Below are 23,511 nucleotides of genomic sequence, written 5' to 3'. Positions count from 1 at the left end.
TCCGGGTTTGTTCATTGTGGTTATTACTACTTTGTTGTTGGTGTTTCATATCGATGTTTTACCGATAAGTATTATGGAAGCCAGAAATTTTATCACTGCCAGAGAAATGATTGACGACGGCAACTGGTTATTAACCACCATGAACGGAGAAGCTAGGTACGAAAAACCACCGCTACCTACCTGGATTACTGCACTGTTCGGTCTCATTTTTGGTCTTGAAAAATTATGGGCTTTAAGATTACCCGCCATTTTAATGTTTGGACTTAGCAGTTACGGTATTTTCGCAATATCAAAACAATTAGTCAATAACTTTAATCTCGCTCTGTTAAATTCGGTAATCACAATTACATCTTTCTACATTCTCGCCATTATTTTTGAAGCACCATGGGATATTTATACTCATGGTTTTATGATAATTGGAATACTTTTTTTATTAAAACATTTTCTTCATAAAAACAATTTATATCTCTTTATCGCTTCGTTTTTTATAGGTTGTTCTATTTTATCCAAAGGTCCAATTTCAATTTACGCCTTGCTTCTACCCTTCCTAATTGCCTATGGTATAGTTTACAAATACAAATTTTCAAAACCTGTCGTATTAAAAATAATAGGAGTGGTCATTTTATCTCTTTTAATTGGTGGTTGGTGGTTCTTGTATGTAAGAATGGTAGATCCTGATACCTTTTTAAAAATAACAGAAAAAGAAACAGGTAACTGGAATAGCTATAATGTGAGACCATTTTATTATTATTGGAGCTTTTTTGCAAATAGCGGACTTTGGCTCATTCCGGCATTTGTAAGTTTACTGTATCCCTATTTAAAAAATAAAGTTAGCAATTTAAAGGCTTACCAATTTAGTTTAATTTGGGTGTTGGCATCATTGGTATTACTATCGTTGGTTCCTGAAAAAAAATCGAGATATTTAGTACCTACTTTAATTCCGTTGGCTATGAATTGTGGTTTTTACATGGAATATGTTATCAAACATTTTAAATATTTCAAACTGAAGGAAAAAATAGCGCCTGTGTTTCATTTTTCGATTTTAATAATCGTAGCCTTAGCAATTCCGGCTGTATTATTATTTCAATTTAAAGAAGTAATTTTTGCCGATTGGTTTTACAGCACCTTGTTAATATTTTCGGCATTGGCAAGCGGCACCACAATGATGTGGTTTCTTAAAAAAAGGGATGTTAAAAATCTAACCATTGCATCAGTTGCATTTTATGGCAGTATTTTATTCTTCGGAATGCCATTGGTTAAACATTTACCTAAACACAATTATACCCCGATAACAGATTTGAAAGAGGAAATCAATTTTTCAAACATCAATCTTTTTAATTTAAACGAAGTTTCACCTGAAATAATCTGGCAATACGGCGATAAAATTCCTGAAATAGATATTGATGAGTTAGCAAGTATTTCGCAACATAAAGAATTGGCCATTTTAGTTACAAATCTGGAAGATTCTCAACAAGCGTTTCTTGAACAAAACTTTGAAATCATTCGGCTAAAAACCTATGATTTAAATTGGTCTAAAGTTGGTAGCAAAGGCCACAAAAACAGACTTACTGTGCAATTATTAAAGATTAAGAAACTATAAAACGACCTTTTAAGTACAAGGCTAATTTATAAAAAGCGAATCCCGTAAGTGCACCAAAAGCAAATCCAAAAAACAAATCCAAAGGATAGTGAACGCCTACATAAATGCGACTGTAGCCTACAATAAAACTCCAGAATAATAAAATAAAAATGAGATTTTTGAAATAGTTTCTCAATAACAAACCTCCAAAAACAGCGGCAGCCATTGAGTTTGAAGAGTGACCGGAGAAAAACCCATAACGACCACAACGCGAAGCAATATAACGCATACCTTCGTTGGCCAGTTCATCTAATCTGCAAGGTCTTGGTCTTTGAACCGTATGCTTGAAAAGATTGGTGATTTGGTCTGTAAACGTAATCATTACAGCAATTACCAAAATAAACAACAATAAAGGTTTTAACCCGAAGCTCTTATAAATTAAAAGCAGTAAAATAGCATAAAGTGGCACAAAGGTAAACTCCTGAGTAATCAATAGCCAAAGTGCATCCCAGCGCTCACTACCAAGTTTATTTAGGTATAGAAATAATTGTGTGTCGTATTCTAAAATTTGCTCCAGCATTATTCTTCGTAGCGTTCAACTTCTCTATCATAAAAGGCCTGAGCTGCAGAAATCAAACTTTCCATTTCCAATTGTAATTCGGCTTGGTCTTCATTATCAAAATCTTCAAACCATTCCACTTCATCATTTTGCATATTGATTATAAATCTTGGGAATTCCGTGTGAATTATATAAACATCTTCAGGAAAATCGGTGTTATCCCCAAGAATGAATTTCGGTAAAGTCATACATTAATCGATTTAAGGCAAAATTAAAAAAATAGAGACGTAAGCAACATGAACTTGAATTTTATTTTAATCGAAATCAAATTTGGTTGATACAAACCTTATTTTTGTATTTTATGAATACCCACGCAGCTAAATCGTATCTGAATTTTTTGCTTAGGTCGAATAACCAACACGGCGTTCACTCACCTTTCGTTTATAATTTGGTTATCCGTTGTTTTTATGATAAGAAAAAATATGAAGATTATGTAACTCTAAGAAAATACAGAGCTAGCTTAATTTCAAACCAACAAACAAAAGAAATTGAAGATTTTGGAAGTGGATCTAAAAAGTTTGACAGCAATTTCAGAAAAGTATCAGCCATCGCTAAAACCTCTGGTTCTACTATCAAAAAAGCATTTTTATTATATAGATTAGTCAACTATTTAGACGCAAAAAACATCTTAGAATTAGGCACGGCCCTTGGTATGGGAACCGCAGCTTTGGCAGTTGGTAACAACTCTTCCAAGGTTGTTAGTGTAGAAGGCAGTCAACAATTGGCAGATTTTTCTAGAAAAAAACTTGCAGAGTATAGGATTAACAATGTTGAAATAATTAATGAACAGTTTTCAATTGCTTTAAAAAATTTAAAAAATCACCAATGGGATTTAATTTTTATTGATGGTCATCACGATCAAACCGCAACCATCAATTATTTTGAAACTTTATTACCATCGGCACATAATGATACAGTTATGATTTTTGATGATATCTATTGGTCTGAAGGCATGCTAAAGGCATGGAAAACAATTGTAAACCACCCAAAAGTAACTGTGAGTATTGACACTTTTTACTTTGGAATTATGTTTTTTAGAAAAGAACAAAACAAAGAACATTTTTACATTAGATTGTAACATGAAGTTGTTTTTTTCGTCATATAGAAGTAATATTTTAACGCGACTAACCTAAAATTTAATGAGTAGAGTAATAGAAATTAGAGATATTATAAGAGACTTCCCACTAGGAAACGAAATAGTACACGTTTTAAAAGGCATCGATTTAGATATTGAACGCGGTGAATACGTTGCCATCATGGGACCATCAGGTTCTGGAAAATCTACCCTTATGAACATTTTAGGCTGTTTAGACACACCAACAGGTGGCACTTATATTTTAAACGGACAAGATGTTAGCAAGATGACCGATGATGAATTGGCCGAAATAAGAAACAAAGAAATAGGCTTTGTTTTTCAAACCTTTAATTTACTACCTCGAACGACGGCATTAGATAATGTGGCCTTACCCATGATTTACTCCGGAAAAAGCAAAGCCGACAGAGTAAAACGCGCCACAAAAGTGCTTCATGATGTTGGATTAGCCGACAGAATGGACCACAAACCTAATCAGTTATCGGGCGGACAAAGACAACGTGTAGCGGTAGGGCGCGCCTTGGTGAATGAACCGTCTATAATTTTAGCCGATGAACCTACCGGAAATCTCGATTCGAAAACTTCCTTAGAAATCATGCAGTTGTTTGACGATATTCACGCCGCAGGCAATACCGTTATTTTAGTTACGCACGAAGAAGACGTTGCAAGTCACGCACATAGAATCATAAGATTACGCGACGGAATTGTTGAAAGTGACGTAAAAAAAGACCGTTAAAAGCGACCTGCGAATTGTATTTTAATTGTAATTTTGGCGTTATAATTATTTCATTTTAATCCAAAATATTCAATTTATTTACGCAATTCTCGACATAGAAACCACCGGTGGTAAGTACAACGAAGAAGGCATAACAGAGATTGCAATTTACAAGTTTGACGGCCATGATGTGGTAGATCAATTTATAAGTTTGATAAATCCTGAGCGCGAGATTCAACCCTTTGTGGTAAATCTCACCGGCATTAACTCAAACATGCTGAGAAATGCACCAAAATTCTACGAAGTAGCCAAGCGTATCATTGAAATTACAGAAGATTGCATAGTGGTAGCACATAATGCCGACTTTGACTATAGAATTTTAAAAACAGAGTTTAATCGCTTAGGTTACAATTACCAAAGAAAAGCACTTTGTACAGTTAGTTTATCTCAGCAACTTATTCCGGAACAACCATCATATAGTCTAGGAAAACTGTCCCGATCATTAGGTATACCAATGATAGACCGACATCGTGCCAATGGCGACGCATGGGCAACCGTACAACTTTTTAAAATATTGCTCAATAAAGACTCGGGAAAAACTATTATTAAGGACAGTATTCTAACCGATAAAAAAGATACGCTTCCAACAAACTTAAAACATATCTTAGAGGATTTGCCATCTCAAACCGGTGTTTATTACATTCACGATAAATCAGGAAACATTATTTATATTGGTAAAAGCCAAAATATAAAAAAACGTGTTAACCAGCATTTTACCGGAACCAATTCAAAATCAAAAAAAATTCAACTCGAAGTGGCTTCAGTAAGTTATGAAACAACCGGTAGCGAATTGATAGCGCTTTTAAAAGAAAGTGAAGCAATTAAAAAAAATAAACCGGTGTTAAACCACGCTTTAAAGAGAGCCGTTTTTACTCATGGTATTTATCAGTTTGTTGATGATAATGGCTACATCAATCTTAAAATAAGCAACGTTAATAACACCGAAGCCATAAGTACTTTTGCCAATTTTAACAGCGCCAAAAGTTTTATGCTAAATATTGTTGAGCAATTTAACCTGTGTTTGAAACTTACCGGTTTATCTCATTCTAAAAGCAGTTGTTTTAATTACGAAATTAAGCAATGTGAAGGTGCCTGCGTTTTAGAAGAACCATCTGAATTATACAATGCTCGCGTTCAGGAAATGATTAAAAAATACAGCTATAATCATCAAAATATGGCCATTATCGACCGTGGCAGACAACACGACGAACGAAGCGTTATACTTATTGAAAACGGATTATTTATGGGTGTTGGTTATGTTAACTTAAATTTCCAACTCAACAACCTTGAAATATTAAAAAATATCATATCTCCTATGACTAATAACCGCGATACACAGCACATTATTCAAGGTTACATGCGGCAAAAAAAACATTTAAAGGTTAAGACCTTTATTTGAAATTTATTATAATTGCTCATTCTTAAAATTATACAAACCCTTATAATGAAGCAAATAATATTTTTTATTACACTAATACTGCATAGTGTTTTACTTTCCCAAAACAGCTTTAACAATCAAGATTTAACAGTTACACGAAACGATCTATTAACCAATACCTTTCCACAAGACTCAACAGCCAATGCACTTGTTATTTATGAATACGGCAATTCTTATGTGGATGACAGGTCATTTAATCTTATTACAGAAGTTAAAAGGAAAATAAAAATCCTAACAAAAGACGGACTCAATTATGGCGATATAGAAATACCGATTTATGTTGGTGGTGATAAAGAAAAAATTACAGATATTAAAGGTACAACTTATAATATTGAAAATGACGAAACCCGTACTTTTCAATTATCCAAAGATCAGATATATACTGAAAATTACAATAAAAATGTTGACATAGTGAAATTTTTATTGCCTAACGTAAAACAAGGATCAGTAATTACTTATAGCTATACTAAAACTTCGCCTTTTTTTGGCAAGTATCATCCGTGGGATTTTCAACGGGAAATACCAAAGCTTTATAGTGAATATAACACAAGTATACCCGGTATGTATGAATATCATATCAAGTTAATTGGTAATAAACCTCTTGATATAAACGAGCAAAGCATTGATAAAGGATGCATTGTATTGAGTGGCGCAGCTGCTAATTGCGCCATTTCAAAATATGCCATGAAAAATATACCTGCTTTTATTCCGGAAGAGTTTATGACTACTGAAGACAATTATCGCTCAAGAATTGAGTACGAATTAAAAACATTGAGGTATTTCGATGGACGCATTAAACAATATACCCAAACTTGGGAAGATGCAGATAAGCAATTAAGAAGCAGTAAAAGTTTAGGTGCACAATTAAGCAAAGGTTTTAAATATAAAGTAGTTGTACCAGAAGCAGTGACAAAAATAGAGAACCCGGAAGAAAAAGCTCAAACTATTTATGGTTTCATTCAGAAAAATTTTGTCTGGAATGAAATAAACCGAAGCTTTGGCGAGAATGTAGATGAACTTATAACAAAGCGTTCAGGTACTGCAACTGAAATTAATATGCTGTTGCACAACATATTAAAAAGTCACGATTTTGAAGTACACCCAATGTTAATCTCTACCCGAAACAACGGATTTCCAACCAAACTTTTTCCTTTAATTACAGAGTTTAATTATATGCTTGTACTATTAAAGCTTAATGGCGAAAATTATTTGTTAGATGCCAGCGATCCTTATCTGGCTTTCGGAGAAGTTCCTTTTAAGTGTCTCAATTCATATGGTAGGGTGCTAGACCTTAAATTCGGGAGTTATTGGTATGATATTGTACCAAAAAAGCCATCGACTATTCAAATTAAATCAAATTTAGAATTCAAATCAAGAAATGTGTTAACAGGAACTTTTAATACTACCAGTACTGGCTACTTTGCACTTCCTTTAAAAAAAACATATTTCGCTAATCCAAGTCAGTATATTGAGAACCTAGACAATAAAGAAACAACCATTACTTTTAATAATCATAAAGTTACCAATTCAGATAAAGCTGCAATTGATTTTATTGAAGAAGCGACAATTACGTGGGATTTAGATGTTGTTGGAAATAGCATTTATTTGAATCCAATGGTAAATAAATTATATAATTCAAATCCTTTCAAGCTACAAGAGCGCACCTATCCAATAGATTTTGGTTTTAAACAAGCATTTTTATATAGTCTCAAAATTAAGCTTAATGATTTTTATACAGTAAAAGAAATCCCAAAAGATCAAAATTTCAACTTGCCAAATAATCGTGGAACAATCATGTTTAAAACCGATTATAACGATCAAGAAGTTAGTTTGTACTTTAGATTTAATATCAACGATACACTCTTCAACTACGAGTATTACGAATACTTCAAAGAATATTTTGGAAAAATAATAGATATTAATAACAATAGTTTTATTTTACTTGAACGCAAACAGTCCTAACCACAATATTATGTGGTTAAATTAGTAATTCTGCTTATTCTGTTTAAATTAGCAATATAATATTGCAATTTATGAGCGCCACCAAACCACATCCCGGTTGGAGAAGTAAAATACATACCATTATATACGGTACGCATACCCCCGCTGGAAAATTATTTGATATTGTTTTACTTATAACTATACTTTACAGTATTGTTATTGTAATGCTTGAAAGCGTTAAATCGTACGACAATAAATATCATTCATTTTTTGACATTTCAGAATGGGTTGTAACTATATTGTTTACAATTGAATATATATTAAGAATTATATGTGTTCAGCAACCAAAAAAATACATCTTTAGTTTTTATGGTATTGTCGATTTACTTTCTACTATACCTAAATATTTGTCTTTTTTCATCTTAGACACGCAATTTCTAGCGGTTTTTAGAGCTTTAAGGTTGTTACGCGTCTTCAGAATTTTAAAGTTGATAAGATTTGTAGGCGAAGCCAATAATTTGACAAGAGCATTAAAACAGAGCAGGTCTAAAATATTTATTTTTATCTTTTTCGTTTTAATTATTTCGGTTATTTTAGGAACCATCATGTATTTAATTGAAGGTCCTGAAAATGGTTTTAAAAGTATTCCACAAAGTATTTATTGGTGTATTGTTACCTTAACCACAGTCGGTTTTGGAGATATTACTCCTCAAACGCCACTCGGACAAATGTTAGCAACTTTAATTATGATTATTGGTTATGGCATTATAGCCGTACCTACAGGAATCATATCAGCTGAATACGCCTCAACACGAGGTGACACAAAACCAAATAACCAGGAAGCTTGTAAAAATTGTGGTGTTGATATCATCAATTCAGATGCTGCTTACTGCAGAAAATGTGGTACAAAATTAGATAATGAGTAAATACCTAATAGTTATGATTGGGCCTACTGCTATTGGCAAAACAGCCTTAAGCATCAAAATTGCCAATTATTTTAATACCGAAATTCTATCAGCAGACTCCCGGCAATTTTATAAAGAAATGTTTATAGGTACTGCTGTGCCATCACCCGAAGAACTGCATAATGCTCAACATCATTTTATTCAACATATTTCAATACACGATAAATACACCGTTGGTGATTTTGAAAAAGATGCTATTGAATGTTTAAAAACAATTTTTATTAAACACAATGTTGCCGTAATGGTAGGCGGTTCAGGTTTGTATATTGATGCCGTAACCAAAGGCTTAGATAGCTTCCCCGAAATAGACCCTAAAGTACGGTTGGAATTAAACATTGAACTCGAGCAAAAAGGTTTAAGTGCATTAGCCAATAAATTAAAAACTTTAGACCCGCAGGCCTATGACATTATAGAAATTGACAATCCGCACAGAGTGATTCGAGCTTTGGAAGTTACCATTGGCAGTAGTCAGCCCTATTCAGATTTTTTAAACAACCCAAAACCAAAACGAAATTTTGAAATAATAAAAATTGGTTTAACAGCCGAAAGACCTATAATTTACAATCGCATTAATGAACGTGTAGACCAAATGATGAATTCAGGTTTATTAAATGAAGCTAAATTATTATTACCCCATAAACATTTAAACGCGCTTAATACCGTTGGATATAAAGAGTTATTTGCTTATTTGGAAGGAGAAACAGATTTAGAATTTGCCATTTCTGAAATTAAAAAAAACACCCGCAGATTTGCCAAAAGGCAACTTACCTGGTTTAGAAAAGATGATAGCATTGAGTGGTTTGATTATAAAACCGATACCAATATTATTTTGGAATTTATTAAAAGCAAAATAAACGAATAAAAAAAGTCCGACAGGTTAATGCCGGACTTCAAATTAAATAAAGTTTAGTTTAGTCATTTCTGTTCACTACCAATCTAAAACCTTCGCCATGGATATTTAAAATTTCAACGGTCTCGTCTAATTTTAAATATTTACGAAGTTTAGCGATGTAAACATCCATACTTCTGGAAGTAAAATAATTATCATCTCTCCAAATCTTTGTAAGTGCTAATTCACGTGGCATTAAATCATTCTCATGCAATGCCAGCAAACGCAATAAATCGTTTTCTTTTGGAGATAATTTAATAGGCTCGCCGCCATCGTACTTTAAAAATCTGAGTTTTGAATTTAGGTGGAATTTACCAATTTTAAATTCAAACTGCTTGCTATCGGCAACGGTATCGGTTGCCTTGCGTTGCATAATGGCTTTTATTTTCATTAAAAGTACTTCGCTATCAAAAGGTTTGTTAAGATAGTCGTCTGCACCAACCTTATAACCTTTAAGCACATCATCTTTCATGGCTTTTGCGGTTAAAAATATAATTGGCACATCGGCATTTTTTTCTCTTATTTCTTTAGCAAGGGTAAAACCATCTTTATAAGGCATCATCACATCTAAAATACAAAGGTCGTAATCGTCTTTTTTAAACTTTTCAAAACCTTCCATTCCATTTTTAGCAAGAACAACATCGTAGTTGTTCATTGTTAGATAGTCTTTTAAAACGGTTCCAAAATTTGGATCGTCTTCTACCAATAAAATTTTCTTATTTATTTCTTCCATGATTTATGATATTAATGGTAGCTTTATAGTAAAGACACTACCTTTTCCTTTTTCACTTTCTACAGATACATGACCTTGATGGTCATCAACAATTTGTTTTACATATGCCAAACCTAAGCCGTGGCCTTTTACATTATGAACATTTCCGGTATGCTCGCGATAGAACTTCTCGAACACACGTTTTTGAACTTGTTTAGACATACCAATACCATTATCGACAATTTTTAAAATGATGTTATTGCCTATGTTTTCGGTATAAATATTTATTTCAGGCTGCCCCTCAGTATATTTTATAGCATTATCTAAAATATTAACTATAACACTCGTAAAATAAGTATCGTTAGCCAAAACCGATGATTTTGCGGCACTATAATGTTTTTTAATGTAGCCCTGTCTATCTTCAACAATCAAATCAACATGAGACACGGCTGCATCGATTATGTCGTGTAATTTAAGTCTTTCCTTACTGATGTTAAGTTCGTTTTTCTCTAGTTTCGAAATTCTAAGTACATTTTCAACCTGAGCATGCATGCGTTTGTTTTCATCTTTTATCATTTGAATGTATCGCAACACCTTTTCTTTGTCATCAATGATTTTTGGATTCTTTATTGCATCTAAAGCCAAATTTATTGTGGCGATAGGTGTTTTGAACTCATGAGTCATGTTATTGATAAAGTCTGTTTTAATTTGAGAAATCTGTTTTTGTTTAATTAATTGATACACCGCATTAGAATAAGCTACAATAATGATGGTTGTAAAAAATATTGAAAGAACAATAAGCCAAATTAAATTTGAAAACAAAAACTTAGTGCGATCAGGAAAATTGACTATTAAATTAAAATCACTTTGGTTGTTATTATCCAAAAAAATGGGAACTCCATAATTTGTTGATTTATTTAATTCAAAATTATCGCTTTGAACTTTTGTGGCTAAATCTCTGTCGTATATAGCAAATTCAAAATCTATATTAATACCTTCAGAATTCAATTCATCATCAAGCAATTGCCTTACTTCTTCAGTATCAATACGCTTATACACCGGGTAGTTTTTATAGTATTGTCGATATCCTTGCTCAAACAATTTTTTGGCAACTTCGTCTAAGGCTGAGTATTCTACAATGGTTTCCTCCGGTTTTACACTGAAATTACCATCTAAGTTGTTTTCATTGAAAACCATGGTTTCTCTTCGGTTGAATAAACGACTAACATTTACACTGTCTAAACCTATTTCAAAGAACAAAGAAGGTACTTTAAAGCTTTCTTCAGAAATGATATTTCTGTATATGGTTGTTTCGTTGCGGTCTTCGTCCCGATATCGAACAATCATTTCTCTAAGTTTAACAGAATCTGAAACGCCACCTTCTTTTATCAATTCCATCATTTTGGAACTGTAATATTGGAATTCCTTATCCTCTATTGCCTTAGAAACAAAACTCAATGAACGCTTCACATTAAGCGTAAATTGCTTCTCCTCATTAGTTAAGCTATTATCGATAAACCAAGCTTGGACAAATATGATACCAATTAGCGACAAGCTCATTAATATCACCAGTATGACGAAAAACCTTTTACGCACAGTTCAAATTTAAGATTTTAACATTTAGAGATTTGACCATTTAACCTTACATTAACAAAAATGTTAAAATTTAGAAATTTTCAAAGAGATTCTAATATTTTGCCATGTATTTTAGTAACCTGTTGAGCAGTTTCATCTAAATCTTGATTATAAATAACATAGTGAGATAATTTGATTTTTTCTTCGTCAGACATTTGATTTTTCATTACATTTTCAATTTTGTCAACACTTGTTGTATCTCTTTTCAAAATACGCTGTATACGTGTAAATTTATCAGCTACAACCAAAATAATTACGTCGTACTGGTCTTGTAAACTATTCTCAAAGATGATAGCCGCCTCCTTAATGATGTAAGGCGCTGTTTGTTTTTTTAACCAGCGCTTAAAATGGGTAGCTACTTTGGGGTGAATAATGGCATTTATTTGTTGTAATAAAGATTTATCATTAAATATTTTTGATGAAATATAGGCTCTATTAATCTCTCCGTTTTTGTAACATGCTTCACCTAATAAATTAGTAAGGTGTCTTTTAATTACTTTTGAAGTATTCATTAATTTCTTAGCCTCGTCATCAGCGGTATAAACAGGTATACCTTTGCTTGCAAACATCTTGGCAACGGTACTTTTTCCGCTACCAATACCACCTGTTATACCAACAATTTTCATGATTAATTGTAATTTAAAAAATTAAATTAATAAAAGCCATTGGTTAAAGTTAGTTATTTTACCTATTCAAAAAACATCTAATATTCAATTCTTTTAATGGTGAATGTATGCTAATTTTTATAGAAGAGTTGCGGAAATATTTGAATGGCGTCCTTCTTTAAAATATGAATATTAACATACGAAAAAATAAAACCTGTGCCATAACCTAAAAACTGAATAAAAACGGCATAAACAGCCATCATGCCAATAAACAGGCTTTTCTCTTTTACAGACGCTAAGACAAATAACAATAAAAAATAAAACGCAAAACACAATAGCGCAAAATTAATTCCTAAAAAAAACAATATAATAGCCAACAACAAACCAAAAATGAAAAAAGAAGGAAACCAATAAGTCAAACTACTGTATTGCGGATATCGAAAATTTAAAATGGGCCTTACCAGTCCAAATTTATGAACCTGTTGATAGAACTTAATCCACGAAATACGTCGTTTATGATATACAAAAGCATCTTTAATAAAAGCCGATTTAAAACCAAGATCCCAGAGCCTGATACTTAAATCAGGATCTTCACCGGGATGAATATTACCAAATCCTCCCGATGCTTCAAAGGCCTTTTTGGACAGCCCCATATTAAAGCTTCTGGGTTGAAATTTTTTTGATTGCGCTTCTTTTCCTCTTACACCACCAGTAGTTAAAAAGGATGTCATGGCAAAATTAATAGCCTTTTGTAAAGGAGAAAAAGATGGATGTGCGGCATCTGGACCACCAAAAAAGTCAACGTTATTCATTTTTAAATAACTATCTATAGCATTAAGATAGTTTGAAGGCAGCAAACAATCAGAATCAAGAATTATAAAGTAATCTCCTTTGGCCCGCTTCATACCATAGTTTCTGGAGTCACCAGGACCGGTATTGGGTTTAAAAAAGTAAGTAATATTTAGTAAATCTATGTATTTCTCGACAATAGCTTTTGCCGGTACCGTACTACCGTCTTCAATAATGAGGACTTCAAATAAAAAATTACCTTCCAGTTTTAAAAAAGATTGGAGAAGCTCGTGAATTTCATCTGGCCTATTATAAACTGGTATTATAAAAGAAATCTCTTTAAAACTCATCTACTGTAAAGGTCATCATAAAATACTAACTAATCATTACAAATTAACATATTGAATATCAATATTTCATAAGATTTGTAATTGAGTTTTTTTCTTGGAAAAAATATTCCTATTTTATTGACTAGAACAAAATTAAAAAACATCCAAAAGGAATTAATCTAATTCAATACTTGATTATTGATATTTAGTAATATTTTATTTTTGGTTTATTTATTCGTCCTTCATAAAGTAATCCATAATGGCATCACTCACACCCATGTTGCTAAATCCGCCATCGTTAAAGAGGTTCTGCAAAGTCACTCTTCGGGTTAAATCGCTAAATAAGGTTACTGTGTAATTGGCACAATCTAAGGCTGTGGCGTTGCCAAGAGGCGACATTTTTTCGGCATAGGCTATAAAACCATCAAACCCTTTTACACCTTGACCGGCTGTTGTTGGCGTTGGAGACTGAGAAATAGTGTTTACTCTTACCTTTTTATCTTTTCCGAAGAAGTAACCAAAACTTCTGGCAATACTTTCTAAATAAGCCTTATTGTCGGCCATATCGTTATAGTCCGGAAAAACGCGCTGCGCCGCCATATAAGTAAGGGCCACAATACTTCCCCACTCGTTCATGGCGTCGGCCTTGTAAAGCGTTTGCATTACCTTGTGAAAAGACATTGCAGAAACATCGGTGCCTTTTTGAGTCCAATCGTAATTTTGATCTGTATAGTGACGACCCTTTCTCACGTTAATAGACATCCCTATGGAATGTAAAACAAAGTCTAACTTACCGCCAAGAATTTCCATAGATTGATTCACTAAATTTTCTAAATCTTCTAAAGAAGTAGCATCTGCGGGAATAATTTGCGAATTAGTTTTCTCGGCTAAATCTTTAATTTGCCCCATACGCATAGCTATTGGCGCATTGGTTAAAACAAATGTGCCGCCTTCTTCGTAAACGCGCTCTGCTGTTTTCCATGCAATGGAGTTGGGATCTAAAGCACCAAAAATAATTCCTCTTTTTCCTTTAAGTAAGTTGTATGACATGATGTTTTGTTTGTGGTTTATAGTTTAATGTTCGTTGCCTTCCTGCCGATCAGGCAGATTTACGGTTCTTAGTTTATTGTTTCAAAGTTAAAAAAGTTTCAATGTAAAGTTTAATTCGAAAATAATTTAATTCAACAATTGTTTGGCGTGTGCGATGGCCGAACTTGGCAAACTACTGCCGCTAAGCATTTGAGCTATTTCATTAATACGCTCGTTTTCTGACAATAACTTCAAATTAGTTTCGGTTTTTGAGCCTGTATCATGCTTATAAACTTTAAAGTGAGCTTGACCTTTTGCAGCAATTTGTGGTAAATGTGTAATGGCAAATACCTGCATGTTTTTGCTCAATTTTATCATGGTGTCAGCCATTTTGTTGGCGATTTCGCCCGAAACTCCGGTATCTATTTCATCAAACATAAGCGTTGGCATTTGTATATAATTACTCAAAATGGTTTTAATAGCCATCATAATTCTGGACAATTCACCACCTGAAGCTGATTTTTTAAGTGATTGAAACTGCATACCCTTATTAGCCGAAAATAAAAAGCTAATATTGTCTAAACCATTTGATTTGAACTCTTTAGTTTTTTCAAAATCAATTTTGAAATCGGAATTTGGCATACCCAAATCTGTTAATATAGATGTTATTTTCTCAATTAAAACCGGAATTGCTTTTACCCTGTTTTGATGCAGTCTGTTTCCAATTTCTAACAAATCTCTGTTTAACTTCTCAATAGATTGTTCCAGCTGTTTAATTTGGTTATCGTTTCCAAACGACTTATCAACAGCATTTTCTAAATCTTTTTTGATATTAATTAATCCTGAAATATCATCAACCGCATGTTTTTTAAACAAATTATTAAATAGTTGTAATTTTTCGTTAATCGCCTCCAAAGTCGATGGATCCGTTTCAAGCGACTCGGTTTCGCTTTCAATTTCTAAATGAATATCTTTTAATTCTATTAAAATACTTTCAATACGATTTTTTAAGTCTTCGTATCGTTTATTAAAACCTGATATTTTGGAAAGCATCTGCTTTAACTCAGTTAGTTTTCCTATCAAACCAAAATTTTCTTCTGCTATGTAATTCTGACTTAAAGAGAGTTGTTCGGCTATAAATTCTACATTGTTAAGTGTTTCAAATTCCTGCTCTAAAGTTTCTAAATCTGTATTTTCCAGGTTTACATTTTGCAATTCGGAGAGTAGAAACTGATTGTAATCTAAGGTTTTAAGCGCCTCAGCTTGTTCTACTTTTAGTTGATGAAGTGTAATACTTTCAGTTTTATAAGTTTTGAGCGTGTTTTTGTATAACTCCAAATCTTTACCATTGTCGGCCAATGCATCGATTATATTAAACTGAAACTCGTCGTTAGTAAGTTCGAGGGTTTGATGCTGCGAATGTATATCGATTAATTTTTGAGCCAGTAATTGCAAAACTTCTAAAGTAACCGGTGTATCGTTTACAAAAGCTCTTGATTTACCCGATGGTAAAATTTCACGTCTAATAATGGTGGTAGAATTATAATCTAAATCTTGTGCTTCAAAAAAATCTTTAAGTTGATATCTGTCAATTTCAAAAGCAGCTTCAACCACACATTTATCGTTAGAATTTGCCACCACCGACAGGTCTGCACGCTTACCCATTATTAAACCAAGACCACCTAATAAAATAGATTTACCGGCTCCGGTTTCGCCGGTAATAATAGTTAAACCAGCATCAAATTTGACATTTAATTGCTGAATTAATGCGTAATTTTTAATATTTAGATTACTTAACACCCGTGCTTAAAATTGAAACACAAAGTTAGTGTAAAAATGAAATAAAGTAAGCTAATTAGAAAAAGGCTCTAAAATTTTATGCTACTCCATTGTCTGGTGTAGGTTGGACCAATTCTATTGAGGGTTTCTAGCACCTCAGAGATGTTTACACTTGGTCCGCCACTAAAGATTTGCGCTATTTCATCGGCTTTGGCATCCAGAAAAACGCGCATTAAGAAAGAATTGGGTCTACGCCTGTTCATTTTATCTAACTCAGGAAGAAGTGAGGCAATTACTTGCTTAGCTTTCATTGGATTAGCGCTCATTTGATCTAAACCTTGTATATGATAAGAATACATAGTAGACCTTACTTCGGCAAAAGTTGGTGACAAAATATTGTCAATCAAAGCAAATCTGGTTTGAAGACCGTCTTGTAAACTCCAACCCTTAGCATTACTTTGTTGCGAATAATTTGCAATGGTCTGCGCCTGCACAAAATACTCATCACCGCCATTATTAGAAAAGGTATCGGCATCCATTCCCAAAATCATATAAATATGAAAAGTGATAACAGATATTAAATTAGACTCGAACTGATTGGGATTGTAGACCAAATTTTGAAACTCTAGATACTCAAACGAAAAATCTCTATCGTTAAAATTGTAAATTGGTGTGGTATAAGCCGAATTATATACCGGTCTGGAAGCCTGAACCTGAAGTGTTGCCGTAAAAAAGTTACTATCGTAATTTTGAACGTTAATAACCATATTACAATTAATCTTTTCTTGCGCCTTATAGGTTTTGTTGGTCCATTTAGTATTATTGATAAACTCGGTTAATTGTTTTTCAAGCGCCTTAAAAATTTGAATGTTTTGGTTAGCAGTGCGCTGTGCATCAACAACTACCTTGCAATTGAGTTCTTGAGACATCAATTGAACCGAAAAAAATACCGCAATTAAAATAAAAAAGTTACGCATTTATTTTTTTGATTATTAATTGTACCAAATCTGAAGCAACTTCGGCTTTAGATTTGAGATCATTGTCAATAACTTCGTTTTGATCTGTTATAAAAGTAACTTTATTAGTTGAAACACCAAAACCGGCACCTTTGTGATTTAAGGAATTGAGCACTATTAAATTTAAGTTTTTCGACTTTAATTTTTTAGTGGCATTATTAATCTCGTCATTAGTTTCTAAGGCAAAGCCAACCAAAAATTGTCGTGTTTTCATGTCTCCCAGACTTTTTAAAATGTCTTTGGTACTTTCTAACTCAATAGATAACGCAGTCTCTTGCTTTTTTATTTTTATATCTGAAATAAACTTTGGTTTAAAATCGGCCACTGCCGCCGAAAGTATCGCGATATCAACATTATCGTAGTGTTTGTGAACCTCATCATACATTTCCTGAGCGCTTACAACATCAATTCTTTTAACAAGGTTATCATGGATGTGTTCGGCACTCGGACCTGAAATCAACACAACTTCAGCACCTAAATTTGCGCCACATTTGGCTATTTCAAAGCCCATCTTACCACTGGAGTGATTACCTATAAATCTAACAGGATCTATAGCTTCGTAAGTTGGACCCGCAGTGATTAGCATTCTTTTTCCGAATAGCGGTAAGCCAGATAAAACATATTGTTCTACAAACGCAACAATAGCTTCGGGTTCGGCCATTCTGCCTTCACCTATTAGTCCGCTAGCCAATTCACCAGAAGTAGCAGGAATTACAATATTGTTATAAGATTGTAATTTTGTCAAAGCTGTTGTAACTCCGGGATGTTTATACATATCTAAATCCATGGCCGGCGCCAAAAACACAGGACATTTGGCCGACAGATAAGTAGCGAGTAAAAGGTTGTCGCATTCGCCTGTAGACATTTTAGAAATGGTGTTAGCCGTTGCGGGAGCGATGATAAAATAATCGGCCCAAAGGCCAAGCTCGACGTGATTGTTCCAAACAGCATTGGTATCTTCTTCATTTGTAAAAGAAGATAAAACAGGGTTTTTAGAAAGTGTTGAAAGCGTAAGCGGTGTAATAAAATCTTTAGAAGCAGGCGTCATAACGACTTTGACGTTAGCACCTGCTTTAATAAAACCTCTTACTAAGTGTGCCGATTTATAAGCAGCTATGCCGGCACTAATGCCAACAAGAATATTTTTACCGCTTAAAATAGACATCCTATTTGGGATTACTCCGGTGTAGTATCGGCAGTATTTCTGTAGTAAATCTTATCGTCTAACCATTCTTGAACTGCCAAAGCGTGGGGTTTTGGTAATTTTTCGTAGAATTTTGAAACTTCGATTTGTTCTTTATTTTCAAAAACTTCTTCTAAACTATCGTTATAAGTTGCAAACTCTTCTAACTTATCAACAAGTTCGCGTCTTATATCAGTATTAATTTGTTCAGCTCTTTTAGAAATTACTGAAATTGCCTCATAAATATTATTAGTTGTAGCATCAATTTCCTCACGATTGTAAGTAATTGTAGAAGCAGGAGCCTTGGTATTTTTTAAATCCATCATAAACTTTTTAGCTTTTTGTATTGAATTGATTTTGTATGTCTGTTAATTCTTTATGCATTTCTGATGCCAATTGAATATTTTCTGCATTTGGATAGGCTTTTTTATAGGCCTCAAAATATTTAATGGCATCTTTAACACGCTCTTCCTTTTTTTGTTCAACACTGTTAACAGCTAATTTATAAGCGCTGTCAAATCTCACATAAAAGGTAGCTTCTCTGTAAGTACTTCCCGGAAATTCGAGTATAAAATTCTCACAAGACTTTATTGATGCCGGATAGTCTGTTATTAAATTATATTGCTTAGCTATTTCAAAAGCCTTTCTTTCTAACTTAATATCTAATTCTTTCACCATTTGATTGGCTTCGGGTAAAGATTCAGAATCGGGATATTTATTGATAAACAATTGCAATCTTTCACTTGCCTGTATGGTTTCTTTTTGTTCCTTGCTGTATTTGGGAGATAACATATAAGCGCTTTTTGCGCCTAAAAACGAAGCTTCTTCAACCTTTTCACTATTGGGATAACTGGTTTCAAAACGCTCAAATTGATAAGCCGCCACATAATAATCTTCCATGTTGTAAAAAGTCATTGAATACATATACATCAGCTTTTCTGCCTGTGGTTTACCTCTGTACTGTGGCACAATTTGCGCAAACAATCTATTGGCTTTGTTCCATTTTCCTTCCTCAAACAATGATGTACCCATTTCAAACTTTTTTGAAATATCTTCAGACTTGAGCGCCTTTTGAAAGTCGCTACAAGAAGAGAATACTACAAAAATGAACGATATATATAAGAGTTTCTTCATATTAAAAACAGTGGGCAAAAGTACATAAATAAAACATAATTTAAAAACATTTATTGTATTGCTTATCACTTCACTAATCTATTCTATATTAAATTGAATTACACAGGTTAGATTGCTGCTAAAGCCTTAGATATTTCTTCTTTTAAATTAGTTGTAGCCGGAACCAGTGGCAACCTTACCAGCGATTTGGAAATATTTAATGCCTCGAGTACTGCTTTAATGCCCGCAGGGTTATTTTCTTTGAAAATTAAAGAGGTAATTTCCATCAATTTAAAATGAAGTTGATATGCCGCTTTGGCTTCACCCTTTAAACCTAGTTGAATCATTTTGGAAAATTCTTTTGGGAGTGCTTGCCCGATAACTGATATAACGCCTGCTCCACCGGCCAAAACAACACTAAGCGCTAAATCATCATCGCCCGAAATAACTAAAAAATCTTCAGGCTTGTCTCGTAACAATTGTAAATACTGAGCTACATTATTTCCTGCTTCTTTAACACCTATAATGTTATTAAAATCGCGAGCCAGTCTTAACGTTGTTACAGGAAGCATGTTAGAAGACGTCCTTCCGGGAACGTTGTACACTATTATTGGTAATGGGCTTACCTCTGAGATAGCCTTAAAATGCTGATAAACTCCTTCTTGAGTTGGTTTACTATAATAAGGTGAAACAGATAAAATGCCATCAATACCATCAAAATTTGTGGACTTTATTTCGTTAATCACTGCCTGAGTATTGTTACCGCCAATTCCCAAAACAATTGGCAATTGTCCTTCGTTTATAGATTTTACGCAATCTATAATGGCTACTTTTTCTTCTTTGGTAATGGTAACGCTTTCACCTGTGGTTCCACTAATTACCAAATAATTGGTACCGTTATCAATATTGTATTGCACTAATTTTTCAAGCGCGTCAAAATCAACCGATAAATCTTCTTTAAAAGGCGTAATTAGGGCAACGCCGGTTCCATAGAACTTTGTCATGTAATAAATTTTAAAATCTTCAAATACTTTTTTAATTCTTTTTTAAATACGTTTAACTGATTGGTGTTCACATTAATTAAAAGGTCAAAAATTCGTTGATCTGCACCGTTTAAACCTATTTTAAACTTCGCTTTCGAAAGAGCCGCTATTAAATTGATATCGACATCATTCTTGGTGTAATAGCCAATTAAAATATCAAAGTCTTGCTTTATAAAAGATTCTAAATCAGCGCTTAAAATCTTACCTTTCCAGCCTATATTTTTTGGTATAAAATAGGTGTTCCAGGTGTTTGTAATTTGCTTTTCGTCTTGAATAAAAGCAGCTACCCTACATTTTGGTGATGTCAATGCTAATTCTTTAAAAAGTTTTCTAAAAGCCTCAAAATCATCAAACTCTTCATAACTTAAGAGCACACCAACAGTTTGTAAATCGCCCAATTGTTGATTTGAAGACGCTTGACTTAATAATTTATTAATAAATTTTTGATTGGACTTTTCTTTAAAACCCCTTAAAAACATTTATATTTAACCTTTGGACAAAGTTAGCAAAAGCAGTCACAATTTTTTGTTAACACTTAAACTGATTTTATGAATAAACCTCACTTGCTATCCTTTATGTTGATACTGTTGCTTGTATCTTGTAAAAAGGAAGTAACACTTGTTAAAATTGAAGGTCAAAGAATTGAAATAAACGACAGCTTTTCAAGCAATAGCAGCATAGATGATTTTGTAAAACCTTATCGCGAAAAAATAAATAAAGATTTAGACAGTGTACTGTGTTACTCGGTAGATACTTATTCTAAAAGTGATGGCGATTTAAATACAGCGATTGGCAACTTTGTAGCTGATGCTGTTTTTGAACTATCTAATCCGGTTTTTAAATCTCGAACCGGTAATGACATAGATTTTGTTTTATTAAATCACGGCGGCATTAGATCTGTTATTTCTAAAGGAAATATCACAACCCGAACGGCTTATGAGGTAATGCCGTTTGAAAACTCAATTGTAGTAGTTGGTCTAAAAGGACAAAATATAAAAGACCTGTTAGCTTACCTGACTAAAGCAAAAAGGGCACATCCTATTTCTGGATTAAAAATTGAATTAGATAAAAATCATGAGATAACAGAATCCTTGATCAATAATCTACCAATAGATTACAATAAAACATATTATGTAGCCACTAACGACTATTTGTACAATGGGGGCGATGGTATGACCTTTTTTCAGCCTAACGAAAGTTCATTATCTATTGATTATAAGGTGCGAAATATTTTAATTGATTATTTTAAAAAAGTTGATACGATTAATCCAATCAAAGACGATAGGTTTACACAAAAAAAATAGCTAATGCAAAGAAGAAATTTCATCAAACAAACCGGTGCTGCCTCGTTAGTTTTAGGATTGGGCGGCTTATCTCTACAATCATTTAGTAAACCGCTAAAAAAAATTACAATTCTACATACTAACGATGTACACAGTCATATCGATCCGTTTGGTCCTGAAGACGGTCGTAATGCCAACAAAGGTGGTATAGCAAGACGCGCCAGTTTGATAGAAAGTATTAGAAGGGAAAATCCTAACACCTTATTACTTGATGCCGGTGATATTTTTCAAGGAACACCCTACTTTAATTATTACGGTGGCGAACTAGAATTTAAACTAATGAGTAAACTAAAATACGATGTGGCCACCCTCGGAAACCACGATTTTGATAATGGCATTGACGGACTTTACGCCCAACTACCGCATGCCGATTTTAAATTTGTATCGGCCAATTACAATTTTAAAAATACTGTTATGGACACCCACGTGCAACCATATCAAATCATTATAAAAGACGGTATTAAAATAGGAATATTTGGTTTGGGTATAGAATTAAATGGCTTGGTTGATAAAAAACTTTATAAAGAAACCGAATATTTAGAGCCGGTTGAAATGACCGAGGAAACCACTCGTGTTTTAAAAGTTGATGAGCAATGCGATTTAGTGATTTGCCTTTCGCATTTGGGATATAACTACAGTAACAACCCAAACAAAATAAGCGACTTAAAACTAGCCGCAGCAACAAAAGATATAGACTTAATAATTGGTGGTCATACACATACCTTTTTACAAAAACCAACAGTAGTTAAAAATAAAGAAGGCAAAAATTTACTTGTAAATCAGGTTGGTTGTTTTGGCTTGTATTTGGGCAGAATTGATTTCTACTTTGATAAAACAGAAAAAAAAGGCAATGATGGCGCCACCATAATTGTGTAACCTATTATATTTTAAGGTCCTCGCTAAATGTTTCCATAATTGGTCTACCATGTTTTAAAGTAGATTGAATGTAGAAAAATAAAAACGCACCGACCAATAATACAGAACACATTATATTGAAGGTATTATTGTCTGCAATATAGAAGTAAGCCATTTGAATGATTTCAGAAAATACTATTAAAATTGAGGCCAAAAGCATATTCATTGATTTGATATCATCTCTGTAGATGTAATTGAGTAAAGCTACAGATAATAATATCATCACGACTGAGTTGTAGACAAATTCTAAGATATATTCAGTTGGATTTAATACTTTTTCGGTAGTCTCAGTAACAATAATAACACTAAAAATGTCGAGAATTAACAATACCAAAATGTGAACTGGCAACTTTTTAACCACAGATTTCAAGTTGAGAGCACTTAGCATTTCAGCAATAATAACAGCATAACTCGTTATAAACAATATGTTTGCTGAATAATAAAAAAATCCTTCAAATGTAAAATTCTCTGCATATGCAAAAAGCCATGCAATAAAATCAATGGCTACACCGAGCGTGAATAAATATAAGAAGATTCTAAAAAACCATGTTTTTTCTTTAACTTCTAGATGGTACAAGAGGTTAAGACCTAAAAATAATACCACTTTTAATCCGGCACCATAAAACTCCAATTCTAAAATCTGAAGAATAATAAATGCTACTGCAACTGTGATTAAAAAGGCTTTTAAAGCTTTAATTTTATACATGTAAAAACGATTTGG

The 23,511-nt window shown here is 33.2% G+C and carries 24 protein-coding genes; 9 read left to right on the top strand and 15 right to left on the bottom strand.

Annotated elements, in window-relative coordinates; translation table 11 throughout:
• Positions 1 to 16 precede the first annotated feature (16 nt).
• Positions 17 to 1,600, top strand: a complete 1,584-nt coding sequence (locus FJ651_RS12110; protein ID WP_246085369.1) for an ArnT family glycosyltransferase — start codon at positions 17 to 19, stop codon at positions 1,598 to 1,600.
• Here the strand turns inward: FJ651_RS12110 and FJ651_RS12105 are convergent.
• Together FJ651_RS12105 and FJ651_RS12100 are read right to left on the bottom strand one after the other, a co-directional pair.
• The gene (locus FJ651_RS12105; RefSeq protein WP_140990799.1) at positions 1,587 to 2,159 is read right to left on the bottom strand and encodes a phosphatase PAP2 family protein; all 573 of its coding nucleotides are present in this window, start codon (positions 2,157 to 2,159) and stop codon (positions 1,587 to 1,589) included. The two genes, FJ651_RS12110 and FJ651_RS12105, sit on opposite strands and share 14 nt — an antisense overlap.
• Positions 2,159 to 2,386, bottom strand: coding sequence for a hypothetical protein (locus FJ651_RS12100; protein WP_140990798.1), 228 nt, complete (start codon positions 2,384 to 2,386; stop codon positions 2,159 to 2,161). Before FJ651_RS12100 ends, FJ651_RS12105 begins: the two co-directional genes overlap by 1 nt.
• Before the next feature lie 113 nt (positions 2,387 to 2,499).
• Between FJ651_RS12100 and FJ651_RS12095 the strand changes: the two genes are divergently transcribed.
• The 6 genes from FJ651_RS12095 to miaA all read left to right on the top strand — a co-directional run bounded on the left by FJ651_RS12095 (position 2,500) and on the right by miaA (position 9,272).
• Positions 2,500 to 3,276, top strand: coding sequence for an O-methyltransferase (locus FJ651_RS12095; RefSeq protein ID WP_140990797.1), 777 nt, complete (start codon positions 2,500 to 2,502; stop codon positions 3,274 to 3,276).
• 61 nt (positions 3,277 to 3,337) lie between these two features.
• The gene (locus FJ651_RS12090) at positions 3,338 to 4,027 is read left to right on the top strand and encodes an ABC transporter ATP-binding protein (protein ID WP_140990796.1); all 690 of its coding nucleotides are present in this window, start codon (positions 3,338 to 3,340) and stop codon (positions 4,025 to 4,027) included.
• A gap of 76 nt (positions 4,028 to 4,103) precedes the next feature.
• On the top strand, positions 4,104 to 5,465 hold the full coding sequence (locus FJ651_RS12085) for an exonuclease domain-containing protein (protein ID WP_140990795.1): 1,362 nt from the start codon (positions 4,104 to 4,106) through the stop codon (positions 5,463 to 5,465).
• Positions 5,466 to 5,510: 45 nt separating this feature from the next.
• On the top strand, positions 5,511 to 7,466 hold the full coding sequence (locus FJ651_RS12080) for a DUF3857 domain-containing protein (RefSeq protein WP_140990794.1): 1,956 nt from the start codon (positions 5,511 to 5,513) through the stop codon (positions 7,464 to 7,466).
• A gap of 71 nt (positions 7,467 to 7,537) precedes the next feature.
• Positions 7,538 to 8,371, top strand: coding sequence for an ion transporter (locus tag FJ651_RS12075; protein WP_140990793.1), 834 nt, complete (start codon positions 7,538 to 7,540; stop codon positions 8,369 to 8,371).
• Complete coding sequence (miaA, locus tag FJ651_RS12070) at positions 8,364 to 9,272, top strand: tRNA (adenosine(37)-N6)-dimethylallyltransferase MiaA (protein WP_140990792.1); 909 nt, start codon at positions 8,364 to 8,366, stop codon at positions 9,270 to 9,272. Before FJ651_RS12075 ends, miaA begins: the two co-directional genes overlap by 8 nt.
• 49 nt (positions 9,273 to 9,321) lie before the next feature.
• Here miaA and FJ651_RS12065 read toward each other — a convergent pair whose 3' ends face one another.
• The 12 genes from FJ651_RS12065 to FJ651_RS12010 all read right to left on the bottom strand — a co-directional run bounded on the left by FJ651_RS12065 (position 9,322) and on the right by FJ651_RS12010 (position 21,011).
• A complete protein-coding gene (locus tag FJ651_RS12065; protein WP_140990791.1) occupies positions 9,322 to 10,032 on the bottom strand; it encodes a response regulator transcription factor in 711 nt (236 codons plus the stop codon).
• A gap of 3 nt (positions 10,033 to 10,035) precedes the next feature.
• On the bottom strand, positions 10,036 to 11,607 hold the full coding sequence (locus FJ651_RS12060) for a sensor histidine kinase (protein ID WP_317130888.1): 1,572 nt from the start codon (positions 11,605 to 11,607) through the stop codon (positions 10,036 to 10,038).
• Positions 11,608 to 11,687: 80 nt separating this feature from the next.
• On the bottom strand, positions 11,688 to 12,272 hold the full coding sequence (coaE, locus tag FJ651_RS12055) for a dephospho-CoA kinase (RefSeq protein ID WP_140990790.1): 585 nt from the start codon (positions 12,270 to 12,272) through the stop codon (positions 11,688 to 11,690).
• Positions 12,273 to 12,382: 110 nt separating this feature from the next.
• A complete protein-coding gene (locus FJ651_RS12050; RefSeq protein WP_140990789.1) occupies positions 12,383 to 13,390 on the bottom strand; it encodes a glycosyltransferase in 1,008 nt (335 codons plus the stop codon).
• 210 nt (positions 13,391 to 13,600) lie between these two features.
• Positions 13,601 to 14,419, bottom strand: coding sequence for an enoyl-ACP reductase FabI (locus FJ651_RS12045; protein ID WP_140990788.1), 819 nt, complete (start codon positions 14,417 to 14,419; stop codon positions 13,601 to 13,603).
• Between the two features lie 126 nt (positions 14,420 to 14,545).
• On the bottom strand, positions 14,546 to 16,198 hold the full coding sequence (gene recN / locus FJ651_RS12040) for a DNA repair protein RecN (protein ID WP_140990787.1): 1,653 nt from the start codon (positions 16,196 to 16,198) through the stop codon (positions 14,546 to 14,548).
• Positions 16,199 to 16,266: 68 nt separating this feature from the next.
• Complete coding sequence (gene porD, locus FJ651_RS12035; protein WP_140990786.1) at positions 16,267 to 17,154, bottom strand: type IX secretion system protein PorD; 888 nt, start codon at positions 17,152 to 17,154, stop codon at positions 16,267 to 16,269.
• A complete protein-coding gene (gene coaBC, locus FJ651_RS12030) occupies positions 17,147 to 18,358 on the bottom strand; it encodes a bifunctional phosphopantothenoylcysteine decarboxylase/phosphopantothenate--cysteine ligase CoaBC (protein ID WP_140990785.1) in 1,212 nt (403 codons plus the stop codon). Before coaBC ends, porD begins: the two co-directional genes overlap by 8 nt.
• Positions 18,359 to 18,369: 11 nt before the next feature.
• Entirely contained in the window at positions 18,370 to 18,699 is a 330-nt protein-coding gene (locus FJ651_RS12025; protein ID WP_216746151.1) for a DNA-directed RNA polymerase subunit omega, read from the bottom strand.
• A 10-nt stretch (positions 18,700 to 18,709) separates the two neighbouring features.
• Entirely contained in the window at positions 18,710 to 19,510 is an 801-nt protein-coding gene (locus FJ651_RS12020) for an outer membrane protein assembly factor BamD (protein ID WP_140990783.1), read from the bottom strand.
• A 107-nt stretch (positions 19,511 to 19,617) separates the two neighbouring features.
• A complete protein-coding gene (dapA, locus tag FJ651_RS12015; protein WP_140990782.1) occupies positions 19,618 to 20,493 on the bottom strand; it encodes a 4-hydroxy-tetrahydrodipicolinate synthase in 876 nt (291 codons plus the stop codon).
• The gene (locus FJ651_RS12010) at positions 20,490 to 21,011 is read right to left on the bottom strand and encodes a DUF6913 domain-containing protein (protein WP_140990781.1); all 522 of its coding nucleotides are present in this window, start codon (positions 21,009 to 21,011) and stop codon (positions 20,490 to 20,492) included. Before FJ651_RS12010 ends, dapA begins: the two co-directional genes overlap by 4 nt.
• Positions 21,012 to 21,080: 69 nt before the next feature.
• On the opposite strand from FJ651_RS12010, the gene FJ651_RS12005 reads away from it, so the two are divergent.
• Entirely contained in the window at positions 21,081 to 21,836 is a 756-nt protein-coding gene (locus FJ651_RS12005; protein WP_140990780.1) for a 5'-nucleotidase C-terminal domain-containing protein, read from the top strand.
• 3 nt (positions 21,837 to 21,839) lie between these two features.
• Complete coding sequence (locus FJ651_RS12000) at positions 21,840 to 22,751, top strand: metallophosphatase (protein ID WP_140990779.1); 912 nt, start codon at positions 21,840 to 21,842, stop codon at positions 22,749 to 22,751.
• A 4-nt stretch (positions 22,752 to 22,755) separates the two neighbouring features.
• Here FJ651_RS12000 and FJ651_RS11995 read toward each other — a convergent pair whose 3' ends face one another.
• The gene (locus tag FJ651_RS11995) at positions 22,756 to 23,496 is read right to left on the bottom strand and encodes a hypothetical protein (protein WP_140990778.1); all 741 of its coding nucleotides are present in this window, start codon (positions 23,494 to 23,496) and stop codon (positions 22,756 to 22,758) included.
• Positions 23,497 to 23,511: the final 15 nt, after the last annotated feature.

The organism is Paucihalobacter ruber (assembly GCF_006494535.1).
Taxonomy (GTDB): domain Bacteria; phylum Bacteroidota; class Bacteroidia; order Flavobacteriales; family Flavobacteriaceae; genus Paucihalobacter; species Paucihalobacter ruber.
Note: the sequence above shows the minus strand (reverse complement) of the source record. Positions and strands in the feature narration are given on the sequence as shown.